Here is a 22,272-nt window from a genome sequence, read left to right as displayed (position 1 = left end):
TAGTCCAGATTCACCCCGCTGCCGTAGGCCCAGACCTCGTCCCTCCGCCGACCCACCAGGTCCACCAGACTCACCCCGGCCGACCGCGCCACCAGATCCCACAGGGCGATGTCCACACCCGCCACGGCCATCAGCGTCAGACCACTGGTGCCCGCCTCACGCAGATGCCAGCACAACTCCTCCCACCGCGCCGGATGGGCCTCCCGCCCCACCAGGACCGCCGGACAGTCGTCGTTGACCAGCGCCTCCACCGCCCGGGCACCGATCAGCGGCGTCCACGCGAACCCCGTCCCGACCAGCCCGGTGTCGGTACGCACCCGCACCACGACCAGATCGTTGCGGTCCACGCCCCCGTCCCACGCCCGGTGCAGCGGCAACCGGTGGGCCCGCGCGGACACCTCGCTCACACGCACGCCGCTCAGCCCTCCTTCACCAGCGACAGACCGGCCTCCACGAGCGCGGCCAGAGCCGCCTCCTCCTCGGCGGTGGGATCCACGAACGGGGCACGCACCCCGCCCACGTCCACACCGCGTACCCGCGCACCCGCCTTGACCAGCGACACCGCATACCCGGGCACACGGTCGCGCAACCGCACCAGGGGCTCGAAGAACTCGCGCGTCAAGGTGTCGGCCAGCGGGTCACCGGAGCGGACGGCGGTGTGGAACGCGGCGGCGACCTCGGGCACGAACGCGAACGCCGCCGAGGAGTACAGCGGCACCCCCACCGCCCGATAGGCGGGCACGGTCAGCTCGGCCGTGGGCAACCCGTTGAAGAAGGTGAACCCCTCACCCCGCACCCCACGCACCGCCAACACGATCTGATGCATCCGCCCCAGATCACCCACACCGTCCTTGATCCCCACCACCCCCGGAATCGACGCCAACTCGACCGCGCTCTGGGGCGTGAACACCATCGACCCGCGCTGGTAGACGATCACCGGAACGTCCACCGCCGAGGTCACCCCGCGCACGTACTCCACCAGCCCCCTCTGCGGAGCGCCCACCAGGTAGGGCGGCAGCAGCAGGACCGCGTCCGCCCCCAACTCCTTGGCCGCCCGAGCCTGCTCGACGGCGGTGCCCACACTGCCGCCCGCACCGGCCACCACCGGCACCCGGCCCGCGGTGACCTCCACCGAGCACCGCACCACGGCCGCGTGCTCGGCGGCCGACAACGCGTGGATCTCCCCGGTGCCGCACGCCGCGAACACACCGCCCGCGCCGTGCCCGACCCCCGAGGCCACGTGCTCGGCCAACACGTCCTCATCGACCCGATCCCGGACATCGAAGGGGGTCAGGGGAAAGAACAGGATTCCGTCGAAGTTCATACCGCTCCTCGGTAGGTGGGCTGTGTGATCGGTGTGTGAGGGCCCGCCCGGCCGGCGGGCCCGGGTCCCCGGGGGCTCCGCGCCCTCGGGAACCTCACAGGACGTACTGCACGTGGCGGCGGGCCAGGGTCGCGATCACCTCGTCGCCGTCGGCCGCCCAGATCCGCTCGTTGAAGATCTCCACCTCGATGTCGCCGGTGTACCCGGCCGCGTCCACGGCCCGGCGCAGCCCGCGCACGTCGGCGTGGCCGTCACCGACCATGCCCCGGCCCAGCAGCGTGTCGGCGGGCAGCGGCAACTCCCAGTCACAGGTCTGGAAGGAGGCGATGCGCCCGCCCGCACCGGCGCGGGCGATCTGCTCGTGGACCGCCGGATCCCACCACACGTGGTAGGCGTCCACCACGACGCCCACCGCGGCCGCGTCGAACCGCTCGGCGACGTCCAGGGCCTGACCCAGGGTGGACAGCACCGCGCGGTCGGCGCAGAACATCGGGTGCAGGGGCTCCAACGCCAGCCGGACCCCGCGCTCCCGGGCGTGGGGCACCAGCTCGGCCAGGGCCTCGACCATCCGCTCGCGCACCGCGGCCAGGTCGCGCTCGCCCCCGGGCAGTCCCCCGACCACCATGACCAGGCAGGGGGCGCCCAACTCGGCGGCCTCGTCGATCGCCCGGCGGTTGTCGTCCAGGGCCGCGCCCCGGTCGGGTCCGGTCAGGAACCCGCCCCGGCAGTAGGAGGACACCCGCAGACCCGACCGGCGCAGCAGCCGGGCGGCCCCGGCCAGCCCCACATCGGCGACCGGCTCGCGCCACACGCCGATGGCGGGGAGTCCGGCGCGCAGGCAGCCGTCGACGGCCTGGACGAGACTCCAGTACTTGACGGTGGCCTGGTTGAGGGACAGGCGGGACAGGGCCGGATCCCCCGGTCGGGGGGTGGGCACCGCGGCGGGTCGGCCCGAGGGCAGGTCCACGGAGGCGGGGGTGACCCGGCCGGCGTCCGAGGGGGTGGAGGAGGCGGTCGTGCTCACTGGTCCACCCCCGACACCCGCAGCAGGGACCGCATGCGCGCCACCGCCAGTTCGGGGTCGCCCAGGACCCCGGCGGCGTCGGCCAGGCGCACCGCCTGGGCCAGGTGGGGCAGGTCGCGGGCGCCGTGCAGGCCGCCCACCATGTGGAACCCCTTCTGGTGGCCGTTGAGCCAGGCCAGGAAGGCGATCCCGGTCTTGTAGTAGAAGGTGGGGGCGGCGAACAGGTGCCGGGCCAGGGGGACGGTGGGGCCCAACAGGGCCCGGTAGCGGGCGGTGTCGCCCTCGTCCAGGGCGGCCAGCGCCCGGGCGGCGGCCGGGGCGATGGCGGCGAAGATCCCGAGCAGGGCGTGGGAGTGGCCGTGCTCGTCGCCCAGGACCAGCTCCGGGTAGTTGAAGTCGTCGCCGGTGTACAGGCGCACCCCCTCGGGGAGCAGGCGGCGCAGCCGGATCTCCAGGGAGGCGTCCAGCAGGGAGACCTTGACGCCCTCGACCCCCTCCGCGTGCTCGGCGATGAGGGCGGCCACCGGTTCGATCGCCTCGGCCGGGTCGGCGTACCCCCAGTACCCGTTCAGCGCGGGGTCGAAGGCGGTGCCCAGCCAGTGCAGGATGACCGGTCGGCCGGCCCGGCGGAGCAGGTGGCCGTAGACCTTGGCGTAGTCGTCGGGCCCGGAGGCGACGGCCGCCAGGGCGCGGGAGGCCATGAGGACGGGTGCGGCGCCGGCGCCCTGGACGACGTCGAGCTGCTCCCCGTACGCAGTGATAACGCTTTCCAGGCTGGCGTGCGAAGGATCGAGCTGGTCGGTGCCGACCCCGCAGGCCAGGGCGGCCCCGCGCGCGGCGGCCTCCGCGCCCGACCTGCGGATGAGTTCGGCGGTGGCCGCCCAGTCCAGGCCCATGCCGCGCTGGGCGGTGTCCATGGCGTCGGCTACGCCCAGACCCTGGTCCCACAGGTGGTGGCGGAAGGCCAGGGTGGCGTCCCAGTCCAGGCGGGCGGGCGCTCCGGGGGCGTTGGGGGCCAGGGGGTCGGCGACCACGTGGGCGGCGGCGTAGGCCGTCCGGGACCGCGCGGGGGGCACGGGCGCGGTGGCCACGGGGGTGCCGGTGAGCGTGTAGTCCTCCACAACGCCGTCGGCGGTGGGCATGCGCAGGGTGTTCACGACAGGGTGACCTCGTCCAGTTCGACGGTGGACCCGGTGCGCGCCGACCGCAGCCCGGCCTCGGCCATCTGGAGGCCGCGGGCGCCGGCGAGCAGGTCGTGCGGGAAGGGGGAACCGGTGATGACGTGCTTGAGGAAGTCCTCCCACTGGGCGCGGAAGCCATTGGGGAACTCGGTGTTGTCGGGCACCTGCTCCCACTGGTCGCGGTAGCGGCCCGGGTCCTCGACGTCGGGGTTCCAGACCGCCTTGGGGGTGGCCGACCTGTGCTGGACGCGGCAGGCGCGCAGGCCCGCCACGGCGCTGCCGTGGGTGCCGTCGACCTGGAACTCCACGAGTTCGTCGCGGGCCACGCGCACGTTCCAGGAGGAGTTGATCTGGGCGATGGCGCCGCCGTCCAGCTCGAAGATGCCGTAGGCGGAGTCGTCGGCGGTGGCGTCGTAGGGTCTGCCCTGTTCGTCCCAGCGGCGCGGGATGTGGGTGGCCACCTTGGCGGTGACCGTCCGCACCGGGCCGAACAGGTGCTCGAGGATGTAGTGCCAGTGCGGGAACATGTCCAGCACCATGCCGCCGCCCTCCTCGGCGCGGTAGTTCCAGCTGGGCCGCTGGGCGGGCTGCCAGTCGCCCTCGAAGACCCAGTAGCCGAACTCGCCGCGGACCGACAGGATCCGGCCGAAGAAGCCGGACTCGATCAGGCGGCGGAGTTTGAGCAGGCCGGGCAGGAAGAGCTTGTCCTGGACGACCCCGTTGCGCACCCCGGCGTCGCGGGCGAGCTTGGCCAGCTCCAGGGCCGAGGCCAGGGTGCCGGCGGTGGGCTTCTCGACGTAGACGTGCTTGCCCGCGGCGACCGCGGAACGCACGGCCGCCTCGCGGGCGTGCGTGATCTGGGCGTCGAAGTAGATCGACACGTCGTCGTCGGCCAGCACCGCGTCCAGGTCGGTCGAGTAGCGCTCGAGCCCGTGGCGCTCGGCGATCTCGCGGAGCTTGCGCTCGGAGCGCCCGACCAGGATCGGTTCGGGGATGACCCGGGTTCCGTCGGGCAGGAGTGTGCCTCCCGCCTCGCGGATGGCCAGGATCGAGCGGGTCAGGTGCTGCCTGTACCCCATGCGTCCGGTGACGCCGTTCATGGCCACACCCAACACGTGATCACCCATGGGTGGTTACCGCCTTTCCGTATGAAAGCGCTTTCCAGCGTACGGTAAACCATCCCTTCACACCAGGGGCGCCCGACCCTCCGGCGCTGATCGGCACCGGGACGGCCCCCGGCCGCGCCGACGGGACCGCCACAGCGCCCCCACCCACGACAGGCCGACGACCACACCGATCACCACCCGCGAGGTCAGCACGTGCTCACGCGGATACAGCGTCCCGGTCAGGTAGTGGTCGAGGAACCCCGCCTCCATCACCGCCCGCCCCGTCCGCGCCCGCGACCAGTTCTCGACCTCGGTCAGCACACACGGCCAGTCCACGATCACGATCCCCAACGCGTAGGCGGCCACCCCCAGGTGCACCCACCACGTCCGGGGCCACCGCCAGGCCAGGAAACCACCGAAGACCACGAAGGACAGGAACGCGAAGTGCAGGGCCATCGCCGCATGGCCGACCAGGAGGAAGAACATGCACCGAACCTAGGAGCGCGCCCCCGACCGCCGCATCGGTACCCGTCCCCACCGCCTCTGGGTAGGCGTACTCACGACACGCCGCGCCCCACCCTCCCCGGGTCAGGTCCCGGCCGCGCCCAACGCCCCGCGCAACCGTTCGGCGTGGGTGTCCAACACCGCGCGTTCGGCCTCCTCCCAGCCCGCCTGAACGGAGAACCCGTCACCCGAGAACCGGGGGAACACGTGCAGGTGGGCGTGGAACACCTCCTGTCCGGCCGCCTCCCCGTCGGCCAGGAACAGGTTCACCCCCTCACAACGCACCGCGCCGCCCCGCAACGCCTCACCCACCCGGCGAGCCGTACGCCACATCCGCGCGCCCACCGCGTCATCGACGTCCCCCAACCCCACCACGTGCTCACGCGGCACCACCAGCACGTGCCCCGGAGTCACCGGGTACAGGTCCATGAACGCCAGCACCAGGTCATCGGAGTACACCGGGCTCGCCGGGGCCCGACCGTCCCGGATCAGACAGAACACGCAGTCGCTCACACGCGCCTCCTCGCTGGGAACCCCCACCCTCACACGCCGACGCCGGGACGGCCACCCCTTTTCCCGCTCCACCGGCACGCCCCTCCCACCGGCGTGCACCGTCCTGGACTACCGTCGACCAGGTGAGCAACCAGGAACGCCACCCCAGCGAACAACGCGTGTGCACCGCCCAGCACCCGGCCCCCTGCCCGGACACCGAACTCCTCCTCCCCCGCGAGGTCCCCCTGGGCGGGCCGCGCGCCATGCCCGTCCTGCGCTCCCTGCCGGGCAAGAACCGCCGCATGATCGGCGCCTGGTGCTTCGCCGACGTCTACGGCCCCACCGACCTCACCCACCAGGCGGGCATGCAGGTCCCCCCGCACCCCCACATCGGCCTGCAGACCGTCAGCTGGCTCGTCGAGGGCCGCGTCCGCCACCGCGACAGCCTCGGCTCAGACCAACTCGTCCAACCCGGCCAGCTCAGCATCATGACCGCGGGCCACGGCATCGCCCACTCCGAACGCACGCCCCCGGACGCACCGCCTCTCCTGCACGGCGCCCAACTGTGGATCGCCCTGCCCGAACCCGACCGCCACGGCCCACCCGCCTTCGCCCACCACGCCGACCTTCCCGTCCTGACCCGCCCCGGGGCACGCGTCACCGTCATCGCCGGGGACCTGGACGGCCGTTCCTCCCCCGCCCGCGTCCACACCCCACTCATGGGCGCCGAAGTCACCCTCGCTCCCGGCGCCCGCCTGGTCCTGCCCCTGAACCCCGGCTTCGAACACGGCGTCCTACCCCTGGACACCCCACTCGACCTGTTCGGCCACCGCGTCGAACCCGGGGCCCTGCTCTACCTCGGCCCCGGGCGGAACGAGCTCGCGCTCGCCTCCCCGCACTCCGCCCGCCTCCTGCTCATCGGCGGCACACCCTTCACCGAGGACCTGCTCATGTGGTGGAACCTGGTCGGCCGCGACCACGACGAGATCGTCCGGGCCCGCGCCGACTGGGAACGCGACCGCACCGGGCACGGCACCCGCTTCACCCCCGTCACCGGCGACCCCGGCCCCGCCCTGCCAGCACCCGACCTGCCCACCGCCCGCATGCGCCCACGCCCGCCCCGCCGCCCCTGAACGGACCGCGCGGCGCCCCTCCCGCCCACGAAGGACCACGGTTCCTCGCCAAGGCAGACTGAAATCGCCTGATAAGCCCGGATTGCCCTAGACTGCATCCTCCGCGTGCTAGACAATCTCCCCCTGAACACCCCGACACGGCACGACAGCACGTCGCGCCGCACGCCGCAACGGTGCCCGAACGCCCAACTCCTGCTAGCGTGCGGATCGCGAACAACGTGATGATTTAGGAGACCTGAACATGGTCCAACAGACGCGCGAGCAGTGGGGGACGCGCGCGGGCTTCCTGATGGCGGCGATCGGATCCGCCGTCGGCCTGGGCAACATCTGGCGATTCCCCTACGTCGCCTACGAGAACGGTGGCGGCGCCTTCCTGCTGCCCTACCTCGTTGCCCTCCTCACCGCCGGTATCCCCCTGCTGATCCTCGAATACGCCATCGGACACCGGTACCGCTCCTCAGCGCCCCTGTCCTATCGGCGCCTCTTCCGACCCGCCGAGGCGATCGGCTGGTGGCAGGTCGCGATCTGCTTCGTGATCGCCGTCTACTACGCCGTCATCATCGCCTGGGCGATCCGCTACACCTTCTTCTCCTTCGGGCAGCAGTGGGGCGAGGACCCCAACGCCTTCTTCTTCGGAGAGTTCCTCCAACTCGCCGAAGGCCCCGGCCTCGTCTCCGGATACGTCTCCGGCGTCACCTGGCCCCTGATCGGCGTGTGGGTCGTCGTCCTGGGCGTCCTGGCCCTGGGCATCCGCAACGGCGTGGAGAAGGCCAACCGGATCTTCATCCCCCTGCTCCTGGTCCTCTTCCTCGTCATGGTCGTCCAGGCCCTGACCCTCGACGGCGCCACCGAAGGCCTCAACGCCCTGTTCACCCCCGACTGGGGCGAGATGCTCAACGGCAGCGTCTGGATCGCCGCCTACGGACAGATCTTCTTCTCCCTGTCCATCGGCTTCGGCATCATGGTCACCTACGCCTCCTACCTGCGCCGCAAGTCCGACCTGACCGGCTCCGCCCTCGTCGCGGGCTTCGCCAACAGCTCCTTCGAGCTCCTGGCCGGCATCGGCGTCTTCGCCGCCCTGGGCTTCATGGCCACCAGCGCGGGCACCAGCGTCGACGAGGTCGCCACCTCCGGCCTGGGCCTGGCCTTCGTCGCCTTCCCGCAGATCATCTCCAGCCTGCCCTTCGGCGGCGGCCTCTTCGGCGTGCTGTTCTTCGGCTCCCTGGTGGTCGCCGGCATCAGCTCCCTGCTGAGCATCGTCCAGGTCATCGTCTCGGCCGTGCACGAACGCACCGGCCTGGGCCGCGTCCCCACCGTCCTGACCGTCGGCGGAGCCACCGCCCTGGCCTCGATCCTGCTCTTCCCCACCCACGAGGGACTGTTCTTCCTCGACGCCTTCGACCACTTCATCAACCAGTACGGCATCGCCCTGGCCGGCCTCGTCCTCATCATCGTCGTCTCCTGGATCGCCCGGAGACTGCCGCTGTTCCAGGACCACGCCAACGCGGTGTCCTCACTGCGCCTGGGCCTGTGGTGGCGCCTGACCCTGGGCATCATCACCCCCGCCCTGCTGGGCTACATGATGTGGGACAGCCTGCGCACCGAACTGACCGAGCCCTACGGCGGCTACCCCGAGGCGTTCCTGCAGGTCGCCGGCTGGGGCGTGGCCATCGGCGCCATCGTCATCGGCGTCATCATCTCGCTCGCCCCCTGGAAGCGCGCCGACGAACTCGCCGCCCAGGACGCACGAGCCGACCAGACCCCCACCACGGAAGGGGACCAGTGATGTCCACCAGCGCCATCATCATGATGGCCGTCTCCATCGTCCTGCTCTGGGGCGGCCTCGCCGCGGCCATCATCAACCTGCGCCGCAACCCCGAAGAACCCGAACACCAGGACTAGACGACCCACCCGGGGCGGCGGGCACTTCGCCGCCCCGACCCATTCCAAGGCCCCCATGCCCGCCGCCCGCCACCTCTACCTGGCCCGCCACGCCAACGCCGACCCCACCACCGGCGACCTCACCACCGGCGACCTCACCGACGCCGGGCCGCCCGACTCGGCCACCGTCTGAGCGCCCTCAACCCCCGCTCCCTCCACCACGGCCCCCTGCCACGCGCCACCCAGACCGCGCACCTGGTCGCCGACCGCCTCCCCGGCATCCACCCCCAGCCCGCTCCCGAGGCCGGGGACTACGTACCGCACCTTCCCACCCGCCAGGAACCGCCCCCCGAACACGCCGACCGGATCCTGGACCTCATCCACGCCCACCCCGCCAGCGAACGCGACCCCGGCCCCGCCCTGGCCCACCGCGCCCTGACCCGATTCACCGGTCCCACCGACGGCGACCACGACGTCCACGCCATCGTCATCACCCACGCCCACCTCATCGGGTGGATCGTCTCCGCCGCCCTCGGCGCCCCCGCATGGACGTGGACCGGCCTGGCCCCCGCCAACGCGGCGCTCACCGTCATCCGCTACACCCCCGACCGCGCCCCCGCGCTCCTGACCTACAATGACGTCTGCCATCTGGACGCCGACCCGCGCTGGACCGGCTTCCCACCCCACCTGACCCCCTGAACCCACAGCAGTGCCCCGGCCGTCCCGCGTGCCACGACGCGCCCGAGCCAACACCCGCCCCCACACCCCAGCGGGAAAGGGACACCACGCACCCCACCGTCACCGCGGTCAGCGCCCACCCCACCCACACCTTCACCAAACCCACCCGCCCCCGCATCCGCCTCCTGGCCGGACTCGGCGTCGAGGGCGACGCCCACCTGGGCGCCACCGTCCAGCACCGCTCCCGCCTCGCCCGGGACCCCACCCAACCCAACCTGCGCCAGGTCCACCTCATCCACGCCGAACTCCTCGACGAGGTCGCCACCGAAGGATTCGACGTCCTACCCGGCCAACTGGGCGAGAACATCACCACCCGCGGCCTGGACCCGCTCTCCCTGAGCACCGGAACCGTCCTGCGTCTGGGCCCCCACGCCACGATCCGCGTCACCGGGCTGCGCAACCCCTGCGCCCAGATCAACGACTTCGCCCCCGGCCTGCTCGCACACATGGTCCGCCGCGAGGACGACGGCACCATCACCCACCGCGCCGGCATCATGGGCACCGTCCTGGCCAGCGGAACCGTCGAACCCGGCATGCACATCACCGTGCACCCACCCCAGGGCCCCCACATCCGGCTCCAACGCGTCTGACTCCCGGCCGACACCCCGACACCACACCCAGGCCCCACCCCCACCCCGGGTGCTAGCGTCGAACGGCACGCGAAGAGGGGGAGCACATGCGCACGATCCTCGTCACCGGCGCCACCGGAACCCTGGGCCGACCCGTCACCGCCCGGCTACGCCAGGCCGGACACCACGTGCGCACGCTGAGCCGGCACCCCCGCCCCGACGACCCCCACTCCCACGCCGTCGACCTGCGCACCGGCACCGGACTCCACACCGCCCTCGAGGGCGCCGACACCATCGTGCACTGCGCCACCACCCCCACCGGCGGCGACATCCCCGCCGCCACCCACCTCATCCGCGCCGCCCGCCGCGCAGAAGTCGCCCACCTGGTCTACGTCTCCATCGTCGGCGTCGACCGCATCCCCCTGGGCTACTACCAGACCAAACACACGATCGAACGCGCCGTGGAGGCCTCCGGACTCGGCTGGACCCTCCTGCGCACCACCCAGTTCCACGACCTGATCGTGCGCATCCTCGCCGCGGCCGCCCGCCTGCCCCTCATGCCCGTACCCGACGTCGACATCCAACCCATCGACACCGACGAGGTCGCCGCCCGCCTGGCCCACCTGGCCGAACACGACCCCGCCGGACGGGTCCCCGACATGGGCGGCCCCCGAGTGGAACCACTGCCCGACCTGGCCCGCGCCTACCGCGACGCCACCGGCGGCCACCACCGCGTCCTGCCCGTGCGCCTTCCCGGAGCGACCTTCGCCGCCTTCGCCGCCGGAGACCACCTGGCCCCCGCACGCGACGTCGGACGCACCACCTTCACCGACCACCTCGCCCAGAACCCACCCCAGCCCCGCCGGTGATCACGCCAACGGGAACGGCCTACCGTGCTCCTCGACCGGGCGCGGACCGAAGATCCGCCGCTCACCCTCGGCGATCTCCACATCATTGATGCTCGCCTCCCGGCGCCGCATCAGCCCCTGCCCGTCGAACTCCCACAACTCGTTGCCGTAGCTGCGCCACCACCGGCCCCCGGCATCCCGGGACTCGTACTGGAACCGCACCGCGATCCGGTCCCCACCGAACGCCCACAGCTCCTTGCGCAACGCGTAGTCGAGCTCACGCTCCCACTTGCGCCGCAAGAACTCCTCGATCTCGGCCCGCCCAGTGACGAACCGGTCCCGATTGCGCCACACCGAATCCGGCGTGTACGCCAACGCGACCCTGGCCGCATCACGCGTGTTCCACGCATCCTCGGCGGCCTGCACCTTGACCCGTGCATCGGCCTCGGTGAACGGCGGAACGGGCGGACGGCTCATAACCAACTCTCCTCATACTCGCAACCCTGCCAACGACACCGAGCATGCCCGCACCACCACCCCCACCACGATGTCCCCAGCGACAACAAACCCACACATTCGGACACGCTGGTGCTGTACCGTGCCCCCATGCCACCACGCACCATCGCCGTCCTGGCCTACGACGGGGCCCGCCTGATGGACGTCACCGCACCCCTGGAAGTCTTCAGCACCGCCTCCGGGCTCGGCGCCGACTACCGCCCCACCCTGTGCTCACCCGACGGCCGCCCCGTCACCACCGCCGCCGGCACCCGCCTGCTCGTCGACACCGCCGCAACCGACATCGACACCCCCCACACCCTCATCGTCCCCGGATCCCCCACCCTGCCCCGCACACCCACCCCCGAAGGACTCACCACCGCGATCACCACCCTGGCCGACCGCGCCACCCGCGTCGCCTCGGTGTGCACCGGCGCCTTCGCCCTGGCCCGCACCGGACTCCTCGACAACCGCCGCGCCACCACCCACTGGCGCCACACCGCCCTCCTGGCCCGCGTCCACCCCCGCGTCCACGTCGAACCCGACGCCCTCCACATCCGCGACGGCCACATCCTCACCTCAGCCGGAGTCAGCGCGGGCATCGACCTGTCCCTGGCCCTGGTCGAAGACGACCACGGCCCCCAACCCGCCCGCGACACCGCCCGCGACCTGGTCGTCTTCCTCCAACGCCCCGGAGGACAATCCCAGTTCTCCGCCCCCTCCCGCACCCCGCCCACCCGCGACAACCGACTCCGCGCCGTCCTCGACGCGATCGCCGCCGACCCCGCCGCCCACCACTCCACACCCGCCCTGGCCGCCCTGGCCAACGTCAGCACACGCCACCTCACCCGCCTCTTCCACGAACAACTCGACACCACCCCCGCCGCCCACGTCGAAACCGTCCGCCTGGAAGCCGCCAAAACCCTCCTCGAAACCGGAGAGAACGTCACCACAGCCGCCCACCGCAGCGGACTGGGCAGCGACGAGTCCCTGCGCCGCGCCTTCCTGCGCCACCTGGGCATCACCCCCTCCGCCTACCGCGCCCGCTTCCGCACCACCACCCCCTGACACACCCCCGTGCCATCCTGGAGAAATGGAACAGGCCACCCTGACACTGCGCATCGCGCCCGAACTCCGGTTCTTCCTCCCCCCACGCCACCGGAACACCACCCCCCTCCACACCGACCACGACGGCACCTCCACCCTCGGCCACGTCGTGGAATCCCTCGGCATCCCCCGCACCGAGATCGGCACCCTGTACGCCGACGGCCACCCCGTCGACGCCTCCCACCACCCCGACCCCACCCAGGTCATCGACGTCACCCCCGTCCCCCGCCCCCAACCGCTACCCCCCGGCTTCGACCCGCCCCGCTTCCTCCTCGACGTCCACCTGGGCACCCTCGCCCGCCGCCTGCGCCTCCTCGGACTGGACACCGACTACCACAACGACCGCGACGACCCCACCCTCGTCCGCCAGGCCAACGACCAACACCGCGTCCTGCTCACCCGCGACCGCAAACTCCTGTGCCGCAAGGCCCTGCGCGCGGGCGCCCACATCCACCACGACCAACCCGACCACCAACTCACCGACGTCCTGGAACGCTTCGCCCCACCCCTGGCCCCCTGGACCCGCTGCCTGGAGTGCAACGGGCCCCTCTCCTCCGTCGACAAGGGCGAGGTCGCCCACACCCTGCCCGCCGGAACCCGCGCCACCTACGACACCTTCGCCCGCTGCGAGGCCTGCGAACACCTCTACTGGCCCGGCGCCCACCACGAACACCTCACCCAGATCATCCGCGACGCCCAGGCCACCCTGGCCGCCCCGCCCACCCGCCAGCCCTCACACTGACGACCGGCCACCCACGCTCAGCCCTCGGCGACCGCGGCGAGGGCACCGAGCAGGACCAGGGCGTCCGCACTGGCCGACCCCGGCTCGGCGTGGTAGACGACGAGCTCCTGCCCAGGCGCCGCCCTCACATCGAAGGCGTTCATGCGCAAAGTGAGCTCACCGACCTCAGGGTGGTGGAACCGCTTGCTCTCCAACCGCTTGCCACGCGCCTCGTGGCGCTCCCAGAGCGCGGCGAAATCAGGACTGCGCTCCAGCAGACTCCGCAAAACCCCGCACACACGCGGATCGTCCGGCGCCCTACCGTGCGCGACACGAAAACCCGCGACGGCGGAGGCCGCCACCCGCGACCAGTCGGGGTAGAAACCGCGGGCGCCCGGGTCGAGGAACACCTTCTCCAACAGGTTCGGGCCGTACTCGAACCCCGCGAAGAGGGCGTAGCCGAGCCGGTTCCCGGCGAGCACGTCGTAGGCCCGCCCCACAACGATCGCCGGGGTGTGGGACCACAGGTCCATCAGACGCAGCAACTCGGGGGCCACCCGCTCCGGAACGGCACCGCCCCCCAGGTTCGGCACCAGACCAACGACACGGAACAGGTGCAGCCGCGCGTCGCCGTCGAGCCGCAGCGCACCACAGAGCGCCTCCACCACCTGCACGGAGGGATGACGCTCACGCCCCTGCTCCAGACGGGTGTAGTAATCGACGCTCAGACCCGCCATCGTCGCGACCTCCTCCCGCCGCAACCCGGGCACACGCCGGCGACCGTGCGAGACCAGACCGATGGTGTCGGGAGATATCTGACCGCGACGAGCACGCAGATACTCCCCCAGTGGAGAGTCAGGCATGCGACCACAGTAGGGGCCACCACGCCGACCAACCAGGGTGCGCCGCTCCCAGGCACACCACGGCCTTCACCCACCCCACGACCACGACGACAGTGGACCCATGACCACACACCACACGACCACGGACAACACGACACCCCCTCAGCGGGAACGAACGGGCAAGGTCGTCCTCGTGACGGGAGCCAGCAGCGGGATCGGCGAGGCGACGGCACGCCGCCTGGCGGCCCAGGGGCACCACGTCGTCCTCACCGGCCGACGCACGGACCGCCTGCACACCATCACCACCGACCTCACCGACCACGGTCACACCGCCGAGGCCCGCACACTCGACGTGACGGACCGGGACGCCTTCACCGAACTCGTCTCAAACGTGACCGCCACCCACGGGCACCTGGACGTCCTCGTCGGGAACGCGGGCGTGATGCTGCTCTCGCGCCTGGAGTCACTGCTCGTCGACCAATGGGACCGGATGCTCGACGTCAACGTGCGGGGACTCTACAACGGCATCGCCGCGGTACTACCGCACTTCAACGACCGCCGATCGGGACACGTCATCACCATCGCCTCGATCGGGGCGCACCAGGTCTCACCCACCTCGGCGATCTACTCGGCGACCAAGTACGCGGCCCTGGCCCTGACCGAGGGACTCCGCCAGGAGGCCGACCCATCGATCCGGGTCACCACCGTCTCCCCGGGAGTCGTCGAGTCCGAACTCGCCGATCACATCACCGACACGCACGCGGCCGAACTCATGGTCGGGTACCGGGCGGCGCACATCCCCTCCGACGCCGTCGCCCGCGCCGTGGCCTACGCCATCGACCAGCCCGCCGACGTCGACGTCAACGAGATCATCATTCGCCCCACCGCCCAACGCTGACCCGCCAAGGACACACCACGGCCGGTCCCACACAACCGACCACGGCCCGGGACCGGCCCCACCACCACGCGACGACAGGCCCACCACAGCGCACACCTTCGTAGACTCAACAACCATGAGGCACACCGACCCCGACGACCCGGCCACACCGCCCCTGCCGGCGGCACAACCGGACCTCAACCTGCTGCGCACCTTCCTGGCCGTGTACCGGTCCGGATCCTTCACCGCGGCCGCCTCACTCCTGGGCCTGTCCCAACCCACCGTCACCACCCAGATCCGCAACCTGGAACGCACCAACGGCCAGGACCTGTTCGAACGCCTGCCACGCGGAGTCACCCCCACCCCCCTCGCCCACGACCTGGCCGCCCGCGTCGCCACCCCCCTGGACGCACTCACCGCCGCCACCGGCCACGACCCCGAACACCTGGCACCCACCGCCCCCGTCCACCTGGCCGGACCCGCCGAATACCTGTGCACGTGCGTCATGACCTCCCTGGCCCCACTGGTCGCCGACGGCGTCCGCCTACGCGTGACCACCGGTCTGACCGACCCCCTCCTCGACGAACTCCGCGCGGGCCGCTACGACCTGGTCATCTCCACCACCCGCCCCCGCGGCCGCGGCCTGCTCTCCGAACCCCTGGCCGATGAGGAGTTCGCCCTGGTCGCCGCACCCACATGGGCCCACCGCGTCAAGGACCGCCTGGCCGAGGAAGGCCCCACCGCCCTGCACGAGGTACCCCTGGTCACCTACGCCGAGGACCTGCCCATCGTGCGCCGCTACTGGCGCCACGTCTTCGGCCGCCGCCTGACCTGCCGCGCCTGCCTGACCGTGCCCGACCTTCGCGGCGTACTGGCCGCCGTGGCCGCCGGAGCGGGCTTCAGCGTCCTGCCCACCTACCTGTGCAGGGACGCCTTCGCCTCCGGGGCGCTCGTCCTGCTCCACGAGACCGACGACCCACCCATCAACACCGCCTACCTGGCCCAACGACCAGGCACCCCCTACAACCCGCACGTCATCCGCGTCCGCGACCACCTACTGCGACCGGGACCGCACGCGTGCGAACCCACGACGTGAAACCCCACCACGCCCGGCGGCTCAACCCCTGAGCGGACGCGTGTGGATCTTGGCCACACACGCCGGGACGGCCGCACCCTCCTCATGGTCGCGTGCCCGATAGGCGCTCGGACTCTCACCGACCAACTCCGAGAACCGCGCACTGAACGACCCCAGCGACGTACAGCCCACCGCGAAACACACCTCGGTCACCGTCAGATCGCCACGCCGCAACAACGCCTTGGCCCGCTCGATCCGACGCGTCATCAGATACTGGTAGGGCGTCTCACCGAACGCCGCCCGGAAACTCCGGGAGAAATGGCCCGGCGACATCAACGCCCCACGCGCCAACGCCGAAACGTCGAGCGGCTCGGTGTAGTCACGGTCCATCCGGTCACGGGCCCGCCGCAACCGGACCAGATCATCCAGACTCTGACGCCTCACACCGCCAGTGTCCCACGACGCCCTCCCTCAACGGCGCCCGACCAGGGGCCCCGACCCCACGTAGGCCGCCAGGTGCTCACCGGTCACCGTCGAACGGGCGGCGACCAGATCGGCGGGCCTACCCTCGAAGACGACCCGCCCACCGTCGTGCCCCGCCCCCGGACCCAGATCGACGATCCAGTCGGCGTGCGCCATGACCGCCTGATGGTGCTCCACCACGATCACCGACTTGCCCGAGTCCACCAGCTGATCCAGCAGCCCCAACAGGTGCCGCACATCGGCCAGGTGCAGACCCGCGGTCGGCTCGTCCAGAACGTAGACGCCACCCTTCTCGGCCATGTGCACCGCCAGCTTCAACCGCTGCCGCTCCCCACCCGACAACGTGGTCAGCGGCTGACCCAGCCGCAGATACCCCAACCCCACATCCTCCAACCGCCGCAGGATCCGCACGGCCGCCGGCACCTTGGCCCCCTCACCACCGAAGAACACGTGCGCCTCGGCGACCGACATCCCCAACACCTCACCGATGTCCCGACCACCCAGGCGATACTCCAGCACCCGCGCCTGGAACCGCCTGCCCTCACACTCCTCACACGGCGACGCCACACCCGCCATCATCGCCAGATCGGTGTAGATCACCCCGGCACCGTTGCACACCGGACAGGCCCCCTCGGAGTTGGCGCTGAACAGCCCCGGCTTCACACCGTTGGCCTTCGCGAACGCCTTACGCACCGGATCGAGCAGACCCGTGTAGGTCGCCGGGTTACTGCGCCGCGAACCACGGATCGCGCCCTGGTCGACCGACACCACCCCCGCACCGGCGGGAACCGACCCGTGCACCAGCGAACTCTTCCCCGACCCGGCCACACCCGTGACCACCGTGAGCACCCCCAACGGGATGTCGACGTCGACGTCACACAGGTTGTGCGTGCTCGCGCCCCGGATCTCCAACACCCCGGTGGGCGTGCGCACCGACTCCTTCACCGACGCCCGGTCCTCCAGATGCCGCCCGGTGACCGTACCGGCCGACCGCAACCCCTCCACCGAACCCTCGAAACAGACGGTGCCGCCCTCCGTGCCGGCACCGGGCCCCAGATCGACGACATGGTCGGCGATCGCGATCACCTCCGGCTTGTGCTCCACCACCAGCACCGTGTTGCCCTTGTCCCGCAACCGCAGCAGCAACTCGTTCATCCGCTGGATGTCATGGGGGTGCAACCCCGTGGTGGGCTCGTCGAACACGTAGGTGACGTCGGTGAGCGAGGAACCCAGATGACGGATCATCTTGACCCGCTGCGCCTCACCACCCGACAACGTGCCCGACGACCGCTCCAACGACAGGTAACCCAACCCGATCTCCACGAACGAGTCCAGGGTCCGCCGCAACGCCTCCAACAGCGGCGCCACCGAAGGCTCATCCAACCCGCGCACCCACCCGGCCAGGTCACTGATCTGCATCGCGCACGCCTCAGCGATGTTGACCCCACCGATCCGCGACGACCGGGCCGCCTCGTTGAGCCGCGTCCCCCCGCACTCCGGGCAAGCGGTGAAGGTCACCGCCCGGTCCACGAACGCCCGGATGTGCGGCTGCATCCCCTCCCGGTCCTTGGCCAGGAACGACTTGCGCACCTTCGGGATCAACCCCTCATAGGTGAGGTTGACCCCCTCCACCTTCACCTTGGTCGGCTCCCGGTACAGGAAGTCGGCCATCTCCTGCTCGGTGTACTCCCGGATCGGCTTGTCCGGATCCAGGAAACCCGACTCGGCGTACAACCGCACCGTCCAGAAACTGTCCGACTTCCACCCGGGAATGGTGAACGCGCCCTGCGCGATCGACTTGGAGTCGTCGTAGAGCTGGGTCAGATCGACATCGGAGACCGCGCCCCGCCCCTCACAGTTCGTACACATCCCACCCGCACGACTGAAGGTCTGCTTCACCGCCTTGCGGTCACCGCGCTCGACCGTGATCGCACCACTGGCCCGCACCGAGGCAACATTGAAGGCGAACGCGCCGGGCGAACCGACATGCGGCGTACCCAACCGACTGAACAGGATCCGCAGCATCGCGTTGGCGTCGGTGACGGTACCGACCGTCGACCTGGGGTCGGCCCCCAACCTCTGCTGGTCGACGATGATCGCCGTCGTCAACCCGTCCAGCACATCGACCTCCGGCCGCGCCAACGCCGGCATGAAACCCTGCACGAACGCACTGTAGGTCTCGTTGATCAACCGCTGCGACTCCGCGGCGACCGTCCCGAACACCAGCGAACTCTTCCCCGACCCGGAGACACCGGTGAACACCGTCAACCGGCGCTTGGGAAGCTCGACACTGACGTCCTTGAGATTGTTCTCGCACGCACCGTGCACACGGATCAAATCGTGGCTGTCGGCGGTGTGCGGCTCGAACGCCCCCGCGCCGGACCTCGCGGCCATGTCCATCACGCCTCCGTCTCATGGGTGGGCACGCCCCCGCGCACCGCGCGAACCGCGGGCTCCCCGCGACGGCGGGCCCGGGCGACGTCCATACGGACCACGCTATCGGCGCCCCCGCGACCGGGGCTTCTCGAATCCTGACCGCCACGACCACCACACCCACGGGCACCGAGCACACGTTTTGCGGTTCCGGCAAAGAACTTTGCAGCCCGGCCACCCCGGAAGGCAGATTGGCCGCGGAGGTGGTCACGATGACACGACAGACCCACAACGACCGCTACGACGTGGTGATCGTCGGCGGAGGACCCGCCGGCCTGAACGCCGCACTCATGCTCGGCCGAGCCCGACGATCGGTACTGGTGGTCGACAACGACCAACCCCGCAACGCCCCGGCCACCCACATGCACGGCTTCCTCACCCGCNCCGGGCGCGACGAAGTCCCCCGCTACGGCGGCCACATCACCACCGGCCTCGCCCAGTCAGCGACCAAGGACGACGACGGGTTCACCGTCGCACTCGACACCGGCCGCACCGTCCGCGCCAGACGACTCCTGGTCACCACCGGAATCACCGACGACCTGCCCGACATCCCCGGCCTGAGAGCACGCTGGGGACACGACGTCCTGCACTGCCCCTACTGCCACGGCTGGGAAGTCCGCGACCAACCGATCGGCGTCCTGGCCACCAGCCCCCACAGCGTGCGTCAAGCCCTGCTGTTCCGCCAGTGGACCGACCAACTCACCCTCCTGCTCCACACCAACCCCCACCCCACCCCCCAGGAGGCCGAACAACTGGCCGCACGCCAGATCACCGTCGTGACCGGCCAGGTCACCGAACTGGACACCACCGACGACCACCTCACCGGCGTCCACCTGGACACCGGCGAGACGATCCCGCTACGGGCACTGGCCATCGCACCCAGAGCCGTCCCACGCGCACGACTCCTGACCACACTCGGACTGGAACCCACCCCCCACCCCAGCGGAGCCCACATCGCCACCGACCCCACCGGCCTCACCCCCATCCCGGGCGTGTGGGCCGCCGGAAACCTCACCAACCCCGCCGCCACCGTCCTGCTCTCGGCCGCCTCCGGCTCGACGGCCGCCGGAGCGATCAACGCCGACCTCGTCGCCGAGGACACCCGCGACGCCGTACGCGGCATGAACGACCCCTTCACCGCCACGACGGAGGCCCGTCTGTGCGAGCAGGCCATGGGCGACCGCCGCCACGGCCTGTGACCAACCACCAGGAGACCACCACGAACACCCGGTTCCGGGCCGAGATGCACCGCAGCCGCGACCAGGCCTTCAACGGCACGCCCAACGACGTGCCCGGCACCGAGGCCACCGCACTCCCCGGCCACGACCGGACCGCCCCGGCCAACGAGACCCGACCGCGCACCACCCCCGCACCCGCGGGCACACACCACACCCACGGCACCGTCCCGCGAGCCGAACGCTCGCACTGACCCACGCACACGACCGTCAGCCACGCGGCCGCGCGACCACCACCGGACACAACGCGTGGTGCACGACCGCGTGGCTGACCGACCCCAGGACCAACCCGCGAAAGCCACCCCGGCCACGCGAACCCACGACCACCAGATCAGCCAGCTCCGACGCCCTGACCAGCGCCCGCGCCGGGCGGTCGAGCGTCAGCTCCTCGACCCCCCGCACCTCGGGGACCTTCTCACGCCAGGGGTCCAGCGCACGGGACAACACCCCCCAGGCCTCCCCGACAGCCGCCTCCCGGTCCTCGCCCGACCCACCCACACCAGCGGCCCAGGCATGGAGCGCACGCAGACCCACCCCGCGCGCCTGGGCCTCCGCGAACGCGTAGTCCACCGCGGACGAGGAGTACTCCGAGCCGTCCACACCCACCACGATCTCGTGCCGCGGGGCGATCGGCCCGTCGCGCACCACGACCACCGGGCAGCCGGCGTGCCCGACCAACTGCAGTCCCGTCGAGCCCAGCAGCAGTTCGTGGAACCCGCCGTACCCCCGGGACCCCACCACGACCGCGAACGCCCGATCCGAGGCCTCCAACAGCATGTCCACCGCACGCGCCGGACGCGTGCGCGTTTCCACGCGCAGACCCGGGTAGCTCCCGGACACCACCGTGACCGCCTCGGCGACCACCTCGCGGCCGTAGTTCTCGGCCTCGGTCCACCGCCCGGGCGCAAGCGGCATGTCGAACTCGTACCGCGGCAGCGCGTGAACGACGAGCAGCGACCGTTCGTGCAGGGCCGCCTCCTGGGCGGCCCACTCCAGTGCCCGCAACGCGGGCCGTGAACCATCCACTCCGACGACGACGTCCCCGGGCATGTCGGGCCCCCTTCCCGATGGATGCCGACAGCGGCCGCGGTCCGCGCGGAGCGCACCCCGATCGGCCGCCGCCTCATGCTTCCCCTCCCCCTACCCGGCCCCCGTCAACCACCGGGCACCCGCCGCCCCTCCCGGTTCAAACTTTCCGGCCCTCCCCGACATCGCAGTGCACGACCCCCAGCCCCAACCCCCTTGGGAGACATCGTGACGAACGAGCGGGCCGCAGTGGTGGCCGCCCTCGCTTCGGCTGTCGTACTCGCCGGATGCGCCGTGGACACCTCCGGGTTCCGCCGGGGCCCGATCCCCGAGAACGACCCCACCGCCTACGACGCCACGGGACCGTTCCAGCTCGACCTTCCCCCCGAACCCGGTTCCGACGCCGCCTTCGGCGAAAGCATCGCGTGGGAGGCCCTGGTGGAGGTCTCGGAGTTCGCCGGCACCACCGACCCCGAGGCCACCTACACGTGTCCCACGATCACCGGTCAGGACAGGCAGGTCACCTGCACGGTGACGTTCCTGGGGGACAGCTACGACTACGTCGTCACCATCGAGGACTCGTGGGAGTTCATGCCCGAGGTGATCGACCAGACGTGGCTCCAGTACACCGCGGAGCTACCCGCCGGGCCGGTGGTGCGCGACGTCGTGGAGGACTACCTGCGCTGGTCGGGTGGGACCGAGTACGTGTTGTGCGACCTTCCGGAGGTGACCGGGGCAGCCGTCGGCGAGGAGGTGGGCACCTGCGAGGCCGTCGACGAGGACGGCTACGGCACGAGGCGGGCGACGATCGTCGTCGGGGAGTACGGGTTCCTGGCCCGGTACACGTGAGGCGGCGCCCCCAAGAAATCCTGCCGAACGTGTCGACCCCGGTCCGGCCCGTTCGATCTGGGGGCGAGAGTCCACCACAGCCAAGGTGCGGGTGTTCTGCGGGTGACCCCACGGCCCGGGGAAACGCACACCGGGCCGGAGTGGGTTCCTCGGCCGGTGACGGAGGTGAGCCCTGCGCCACGATCCCCGCCGTGGCGCAGGGCTCACAACGGCGGGGGGACCAGCGGCGTCGGCAGCACCAGGAGCAGGATGAGGCGCCCGCCCGTCGAGGGGGTTGAGAAATGTCAATGGCCAGTGTGTTTTCCCCGCAGGCGGCCAGTAGTTCTCCC

General features: G+C 71.2%; 24 protein-coding genes and 1 pseudogene. 13 read left to right on the top strand and 12 right to left on the bottom strand.

Annotation, left to right across the window (positions count from 1 at the left end; genetic code table 11):
• From D471_RS0126460 to D471_RS0126430, 7 genes and pseudogenes are all read right to left on the bottom strand, one after another.
• Window positions 1-413: pseudogene (locus D471_RS0126460) on the bottom strand (mandelate racemase/muconate lactonizing enzyme family protein); the annotation flags it as partial.
• 5 nt (window positions 414-418) lie between these two features.
• Window positions 419-1,324 (bottom strand): 5-dehydro-4-deoxyglucarate dehydratase, encoded by a 906-nt coding sequence (locus tag D471_RS0126455; protein WP_017601404.1) that lies wholly within the window; start codon window positions 1,322-1,324, stop codon window positions 419-421.
• A 94-nt stretch (window positions 1,325-1,418) separates the two neighbouring features.
• Window positions 1,419-2,348: a sugar phosphate isomerase/epimerase family protein gene (locus D471_RS0126450; RefSeq protein WP_017601403.1), complete on the bottom strand. Its 930-nt coding sequence runs from the start codon at window positions 2,346-2,348 to the stop codon at window positions 1,419-1,421.
• On the bottom strand, window positions 2,345-3,505 hold the full coding sequence (locus D471_RS0126445; RefSeq protein WP_017601402.1) for a dihydrodipicolinate synthase family protein: 1,161 nt from the start codon (window positions 3,503-3,505) through the stop codon (window positions 2,345-2,347). Before D471_RS0126445 ends, D471_RS0126450 begins: the two co-directional genes overlap by 4 nt.
• A complete protein-coding gene (locus D471_RS0126440) occupies window positions 3,502-4,656 on the bottom strand; it encodes a Gfo/Idh/MocA family protein (protein ID WP_017601401.1) in 1,155 nt (384 codons plus the stop codon). Before D471_RS0126440 ends, D471_RS0126445 begins: the two co-directional genes overlap by 4 nt.
• Before the next feature lie 57 nt (window positions 4,657-4,713).
• Entirely contained in the window at window positions 4,714-5,121 is a 408-nt protein-coding gene (locus D471_RS0126435) for a DUF2784 domain-containing protein (protein ID WP_017601400.1), read from the bottom strand.
• A 102-nt stretch (window positions 5,122-5,223) separates the two neighbouring features.
• Window positions 5,224-5,652: an HIT family protein gene (locus tag D471_RS0126430; RefSeq protein WP_017601399.1), complete on the bottom strand. Its 429-nt coding sequence runs from the start codon at window positions 5,650-5,652 to the stop codon at window positions 5,224-5,226.
• 122 nt (window positions 5,653-5,774) lie between these two features.
• Here D471_RS0126430 and D471_RS0126425 point away from each other — a divergent pair, with 122 nt between their 5' ends.
• The 6 genes from D471_RS0126425 (at window position 5,775) to D471_RS0126395 (ending at window position 10,821) form a co-directional block, all read left to right on the top strand.
• On the top strand, window positions 5,775-6,764 hold the full coding sequence (locus D471_RS0126425; RefSeq protein WP_017601398.1) for a pirin family protein: 990 nt from the start codon (window positions 5,775-5,777) through the stop codon (window positions 6,762-6,764).
• Between the two features lie 241 nt (window positions 6,765-7,005).
• Window positions 7,006-8,550: a sodium-dependent transporter gene (locus D471_RS0126420; protein ID WP_017601397.1), complete on the top strand. Its 1,545-nt coding sequence runs from the start codon at window positions 7,006-7,008 to the stop codon at window positions 8,548-8,550.
• Window positions 8,550-8,666 carry a methionine/alanine import family NSS transporter small subunit gene (locus D471_RS38770; RefSeq protein WP_017601396.1) on the top strand — a complete coding sequence of 39 codons (117 nt, stop codon included), beginning with the start codon at window positions 8,550-8,552 and terminating at the stop codon, window positions 8,664-8,666. Before D471_RS0126420 ends, D471_RS38770 begins: the two co-directional genes overlap by 1 nt.
• A gap of 168 nt (window positions 8,667-8,834) precedes the next feature.
• The gene (locus D471_RS38765; protein WP_338045364.1) at window positions 8,835-9,344 is read left to right on the top strand and encodes a histidine phosphatase family protein; all 510 of its coding nucleotides are present in this window, start codon (window positions 8,835-8,837) and stop codon (window positions 9,342-9,344) included.
• The gene (locus D471_RS36360; protein ID WP_338045363.1) at window positions 9,287-9,973 is read left to right on the top strand and encodes an MOSC domain-containing protein; all 687 of its coding nucleotides are present in this window, start codon (window positions 9,287-9,289) and stop codon (window positions 9,971-9,973) included. The genes D471_RS38765 and D471_RS36360 overlap by 58 nt, the downstream gene beginning before the upstream one ends.
• An 86-nt stretch (window positions 9,974-10,059) precedes the next feature.
• Entirely contained in the window at window positions 10,060-10,821 is a 762-nt protein-coding gene (locus tag D471_RS0126395) for an SDR family oxidoreductase (RefSeq protein ID WP_017601394.1), read from the top strand.
• Here the strand turns inward: D471_RS0126395 and D471_RS0126390 are convergent, their stop codons facing one another.
• The gene (locus D471_RS0126390) at window positions 10,822-11,277 is read right to left on the bottom strand and encodes a nuclear transport factor 2 family protein (protein WP_017601393.1); all 456 of its coding nucleotides are present in this window, start codon (window positions 11,275-11,277) and stop codon (window positions 10,822-10,824) included.
• Window positions 11,278-11,406: 129 nt separating this feature from the next.
• On the opposite strand from D471_RS0126390, the gene D471_RS0126385 reads away from it, so the two are divergent.
• Together D471_RS0126385 and D471_RS0126380 are read left to right on the top strand one after the other, a co-directional pair.
• Window positions 11,407-12,363, top strand: a complete 957-nt coding sequence (locus tag D471_RS0126385) for a GlxA family transcriptional regulator (RefSeq protein ID WP_040691413.1) — start codon at window positions 11,407-11,409, stop codon at window positions 12,361-12,363.
• Between the two features lie 25 nt (window positions 12,364-12,388).
• A complete protein-coding gene (locus D471_RS0126380; protein WP_017601391.1) occupies window positions 12,389-13,144 on the top strand; it encodes a Mut7-C RNAse domain-containing protein in 756 nt (251 codons plus the stop codon).
• A 17-nt stretch (window positions 13,145-13,161) separates the two neighbouring features.
• On the opposite strand, the gene D471_RS0126375 is transcribed toward D471_RS0126380, so the two are convergent.
• Entirely contained in the window at window positions 13,162-13,986 is an 825-nt protein-coding gene (locus D471_RS0126375; protein ID WP_026128095.1) for a helix-turn-helix transcriptional regulator, read from the bottom strand.
• Window positions 13,987-14,086: 100 nt separating this feature from the next.
• Here D471_RS0126375 and D471_RS0126370 point away from each other — a divergent pair, with 100 nt between their 5' ends.
• Complete coding sequence (locus D471_RS0126370; protein ID WP_017601389.1) at window positions 14,087-14,863, top strand: SDR family oxidoreductase; 777 nt, start codon at window positions 14,087-14,089, stop codon at window positions 14,861-14,863.
• Window positions 14,864-14,978: 115 nt separating this feature from the next.
• Window positions 14,979-15,938 (top strand): LysR family transcriptional regulator, encoded by a 960-nt coding sequence (locus D471_RS0126365; RefSeq protein ID WP_017601388.1) that lies wholly within the window; start codon window positions 14,979-14,981, stop codon window positions 15,936-15,938.
• Between the two features lie 21 nt (window positions 15,939-15,959).
• Here the strand turns inward: D471_RS0126365 and D471_RS0126360 are convergent, their stop codons facing one another.
• Together D471_RS0126360 and D471_RS0126355 are read right to left on the bottom strand one after the other, a co-directional pair.
• Window positions 15,960-16,307, bottom strand: coding sequence for a helix-turn-helix transcriptional regulator (locus D471_RS0126360; protein WP_206538977.1), 348 nt, complete (start codon window positions 16,305-16,307; stop codon window positions 15,960-15,962).
• An 81-nt stretch (window positions 16,308-16,388) separates the two neighbouring features.
• Window positions 16,389-18,800 (bottom strand): ATP-binding cassette domain-containing protein, encoded by a 2,412-nt coding sequence (locus tag D471_RS0126355; protein ID WP_017601386.1) that lies wholly within the window; start codon window positions 18,798-18,800, stop codon window positions 16,389-16,391.
• 14 nt (window positions 18,801-18,814) lie between these two features.
• Between D471_RS0126355 and D471_RS0126350 the strand changes: the two genes are divergently transcribed.
• Both D471_RS0126350 and D471_RS0126345 read left to right on the top strand, forming a co-directional pair.
• A complete protein-coding gene (locus D471_RS0126350; protein WP_449406579.1) occupies window positions 18,815-20,032 on the top strand; it encodes an NAD(P)/FAD-dependent oxidoreductase in 1,218 nt (405 codons plus the stop codon).
• Window positions 20,029-20,262, top strand: a complete 234-nt coding sequence (locus D471_RS0126345) for a hypothetical protein (protein WP_017601384.1) — start codon at window positions 20,029-20,031, stop codon at window positions 20,260-20,262. The genes D471_RS0126350 and D471_RS0126345 overlap by 4 nt, the downstream gene beginning before the upstream one ends.
• Window positions 20,263-20,278: 16 nt before the next feature.
• Here D471_RS0126345 and D471_RS0126340 read toward each other — a convergent pair whose 3' ends face one another.
• Window positions 20,279-21,118 carry a universal stress protein gene (locus D471_RS0126340; protein WP_017601383.1) on the bottom strand — a complete coding sequence of 280 codons (840 nt, stop codon included), beginning with the start codon at window positions 21,116-21,118 and terminating at the stop codon, window positions 20,279-20,281.
• Window positions 21,119-21,322: 204 nt separating this feature from the next.
• Here D471_RS0126340 and D471_RS36355 point away from each other — a divergent pair, with 204 nt between their 5' ends.
• Window positions 21,323-21,943, top strand: coding sequence for a hypothetical protein (locus D471_RS36355; protein WP_152486456.1), 621 nt, complete (start codon window positions 21,323-21,325; stop codon window positions 21,941-21,943).
• Window positions 21,944-22,272: the final 329 nt, after the last annotated feature.

This window comes from Nocardiopsis lucentensis DSM 44048 (genome assembly GCF_000341125.1).
Lineage (GTDB): Bacteria > Actinomycetota > Actinomycetes > Streptosporangiales > Streptosporangiaceae > Nocardiopsis > Nocardiopsis lucentensis.
The sequence above is the reverse complement of the archived record's forward strand: the minus strand, read 5'-3'. Positions and strand labels throughout refer to the sequence as shown.

What these genes read in the sequence shown, in the direction of transcription:
- D471_RS0126420 (WP_017601397.1), top strand. Translation starts at nt 7,006, where the DNA reads ATGGTCCAACAGACGCGCGAGCAGTGGGGGACGCGCGCGGGCTTCCTG.
- D471_RS0126385 (WP_040691413.1), top strand. Translation starts at nt 11,407, where the DNA reads ATGCCACCACGCACCATCGCCGTCCTGGCCTACGACGGGGCCCGCCTG.
- D471_RS0126355 (WP_017601386.1), bottom strand. Translation starts at nt 18,800, where the DNA reads ATGGACATGGCCGCGAGGTCCGGCGCGGGGGCGTTCGAGCCGCACACC.
- D471_RS0126440 (WP_017601401.1), bottom strand. Translation starts at nt 4,656, where the DNA reads ATGGGTGATCACGTGTTGGGTGTGGCCATGAACGGCGTCACCGGACGC.
- D471_RS0126390 (WP_017601393.1), bottom strand. Translation starts at nt 11,277, where the DNA reads ATGAGCCGTCCGCCCGTTCCGCCGTTCACCGAGGCCGATGCACGGGTC.
- D471_RS0126455 (WP_017601404.1), bottom strand. Translation starts at nt 1,324, where the DNA reads ATGAACTTCGACGGAATCCTGTTCTTTCCCCTGACCCCCTTCGATGTC.
- D471_RS0126360 (WP_206538977.1), bottom strand. Translation starts at nt 16,307, where the DNA reads ATGGACCGTGACTACACCGAGCCGCTCGACGTTTCGGCGTTGGCGCGT.
- D471_RS0126380 (WP_017601391.1), top strand. Translation starts at nt 12,389, where the DNA reads ATGGAACAGGCCACCCTGACACTGCGCATCGCGCCCGAACTCCGGTTC.
- D471_RS0126435 (WP_017601400.1), bottom strand. Translation starts at nt 5,121, where the DNA reads ATGTTCTTCCTCCTGGTCGGCCATGCGGCGATGGCCCTGCACTTCGCG.
- D471_RS0126375 (WP_026128095.1), bottom strand. Translation starts at nt 13,986, where the DNA reads ATGCCTGACTCTCCACTGGGGGAGTATCTGCGTGCTCGTCGCGGTCAG.
- D471_RS0126365 (WP_017601388.1), top strand. Translation starts at nt 14,979, where the DNA reads ATGAGGCACACCGACCCCGACGACCCGGCCACACCGCCCCTGCCGGCG.
- D471_RS0126340 (WP_017601383.1), bottom strand. Translation starts at nt 21,118, where the DNA reads ATGCCCGGGGACGTCGTCGTCGGAGTGGATGGTTCACGGCCCGCGTTG.
- D471_RS38770 (WP_017601396.1), top strand. Translation starts at nt 8,550, where the DNA reads ATGTCCACCAGCGCCATCATCATGATGGCCGTCTCCATCGTCCTGCTC.
- D471_RS0126370 (WP_017601389.1), top strand. Translation starts at nt 14,087, where the DNA reads ATGACCACACACCACACGACCACGGACAACACGACACCCCCTCAGCGG.
- D471_RS0126395 (WP_017601394.1), top strand. Translation starts at nt 10,060, where the DNA reads ATGCGCACGATCCTCGTCACCGGCGCCACCGGAACCCTGGGCCGACCC.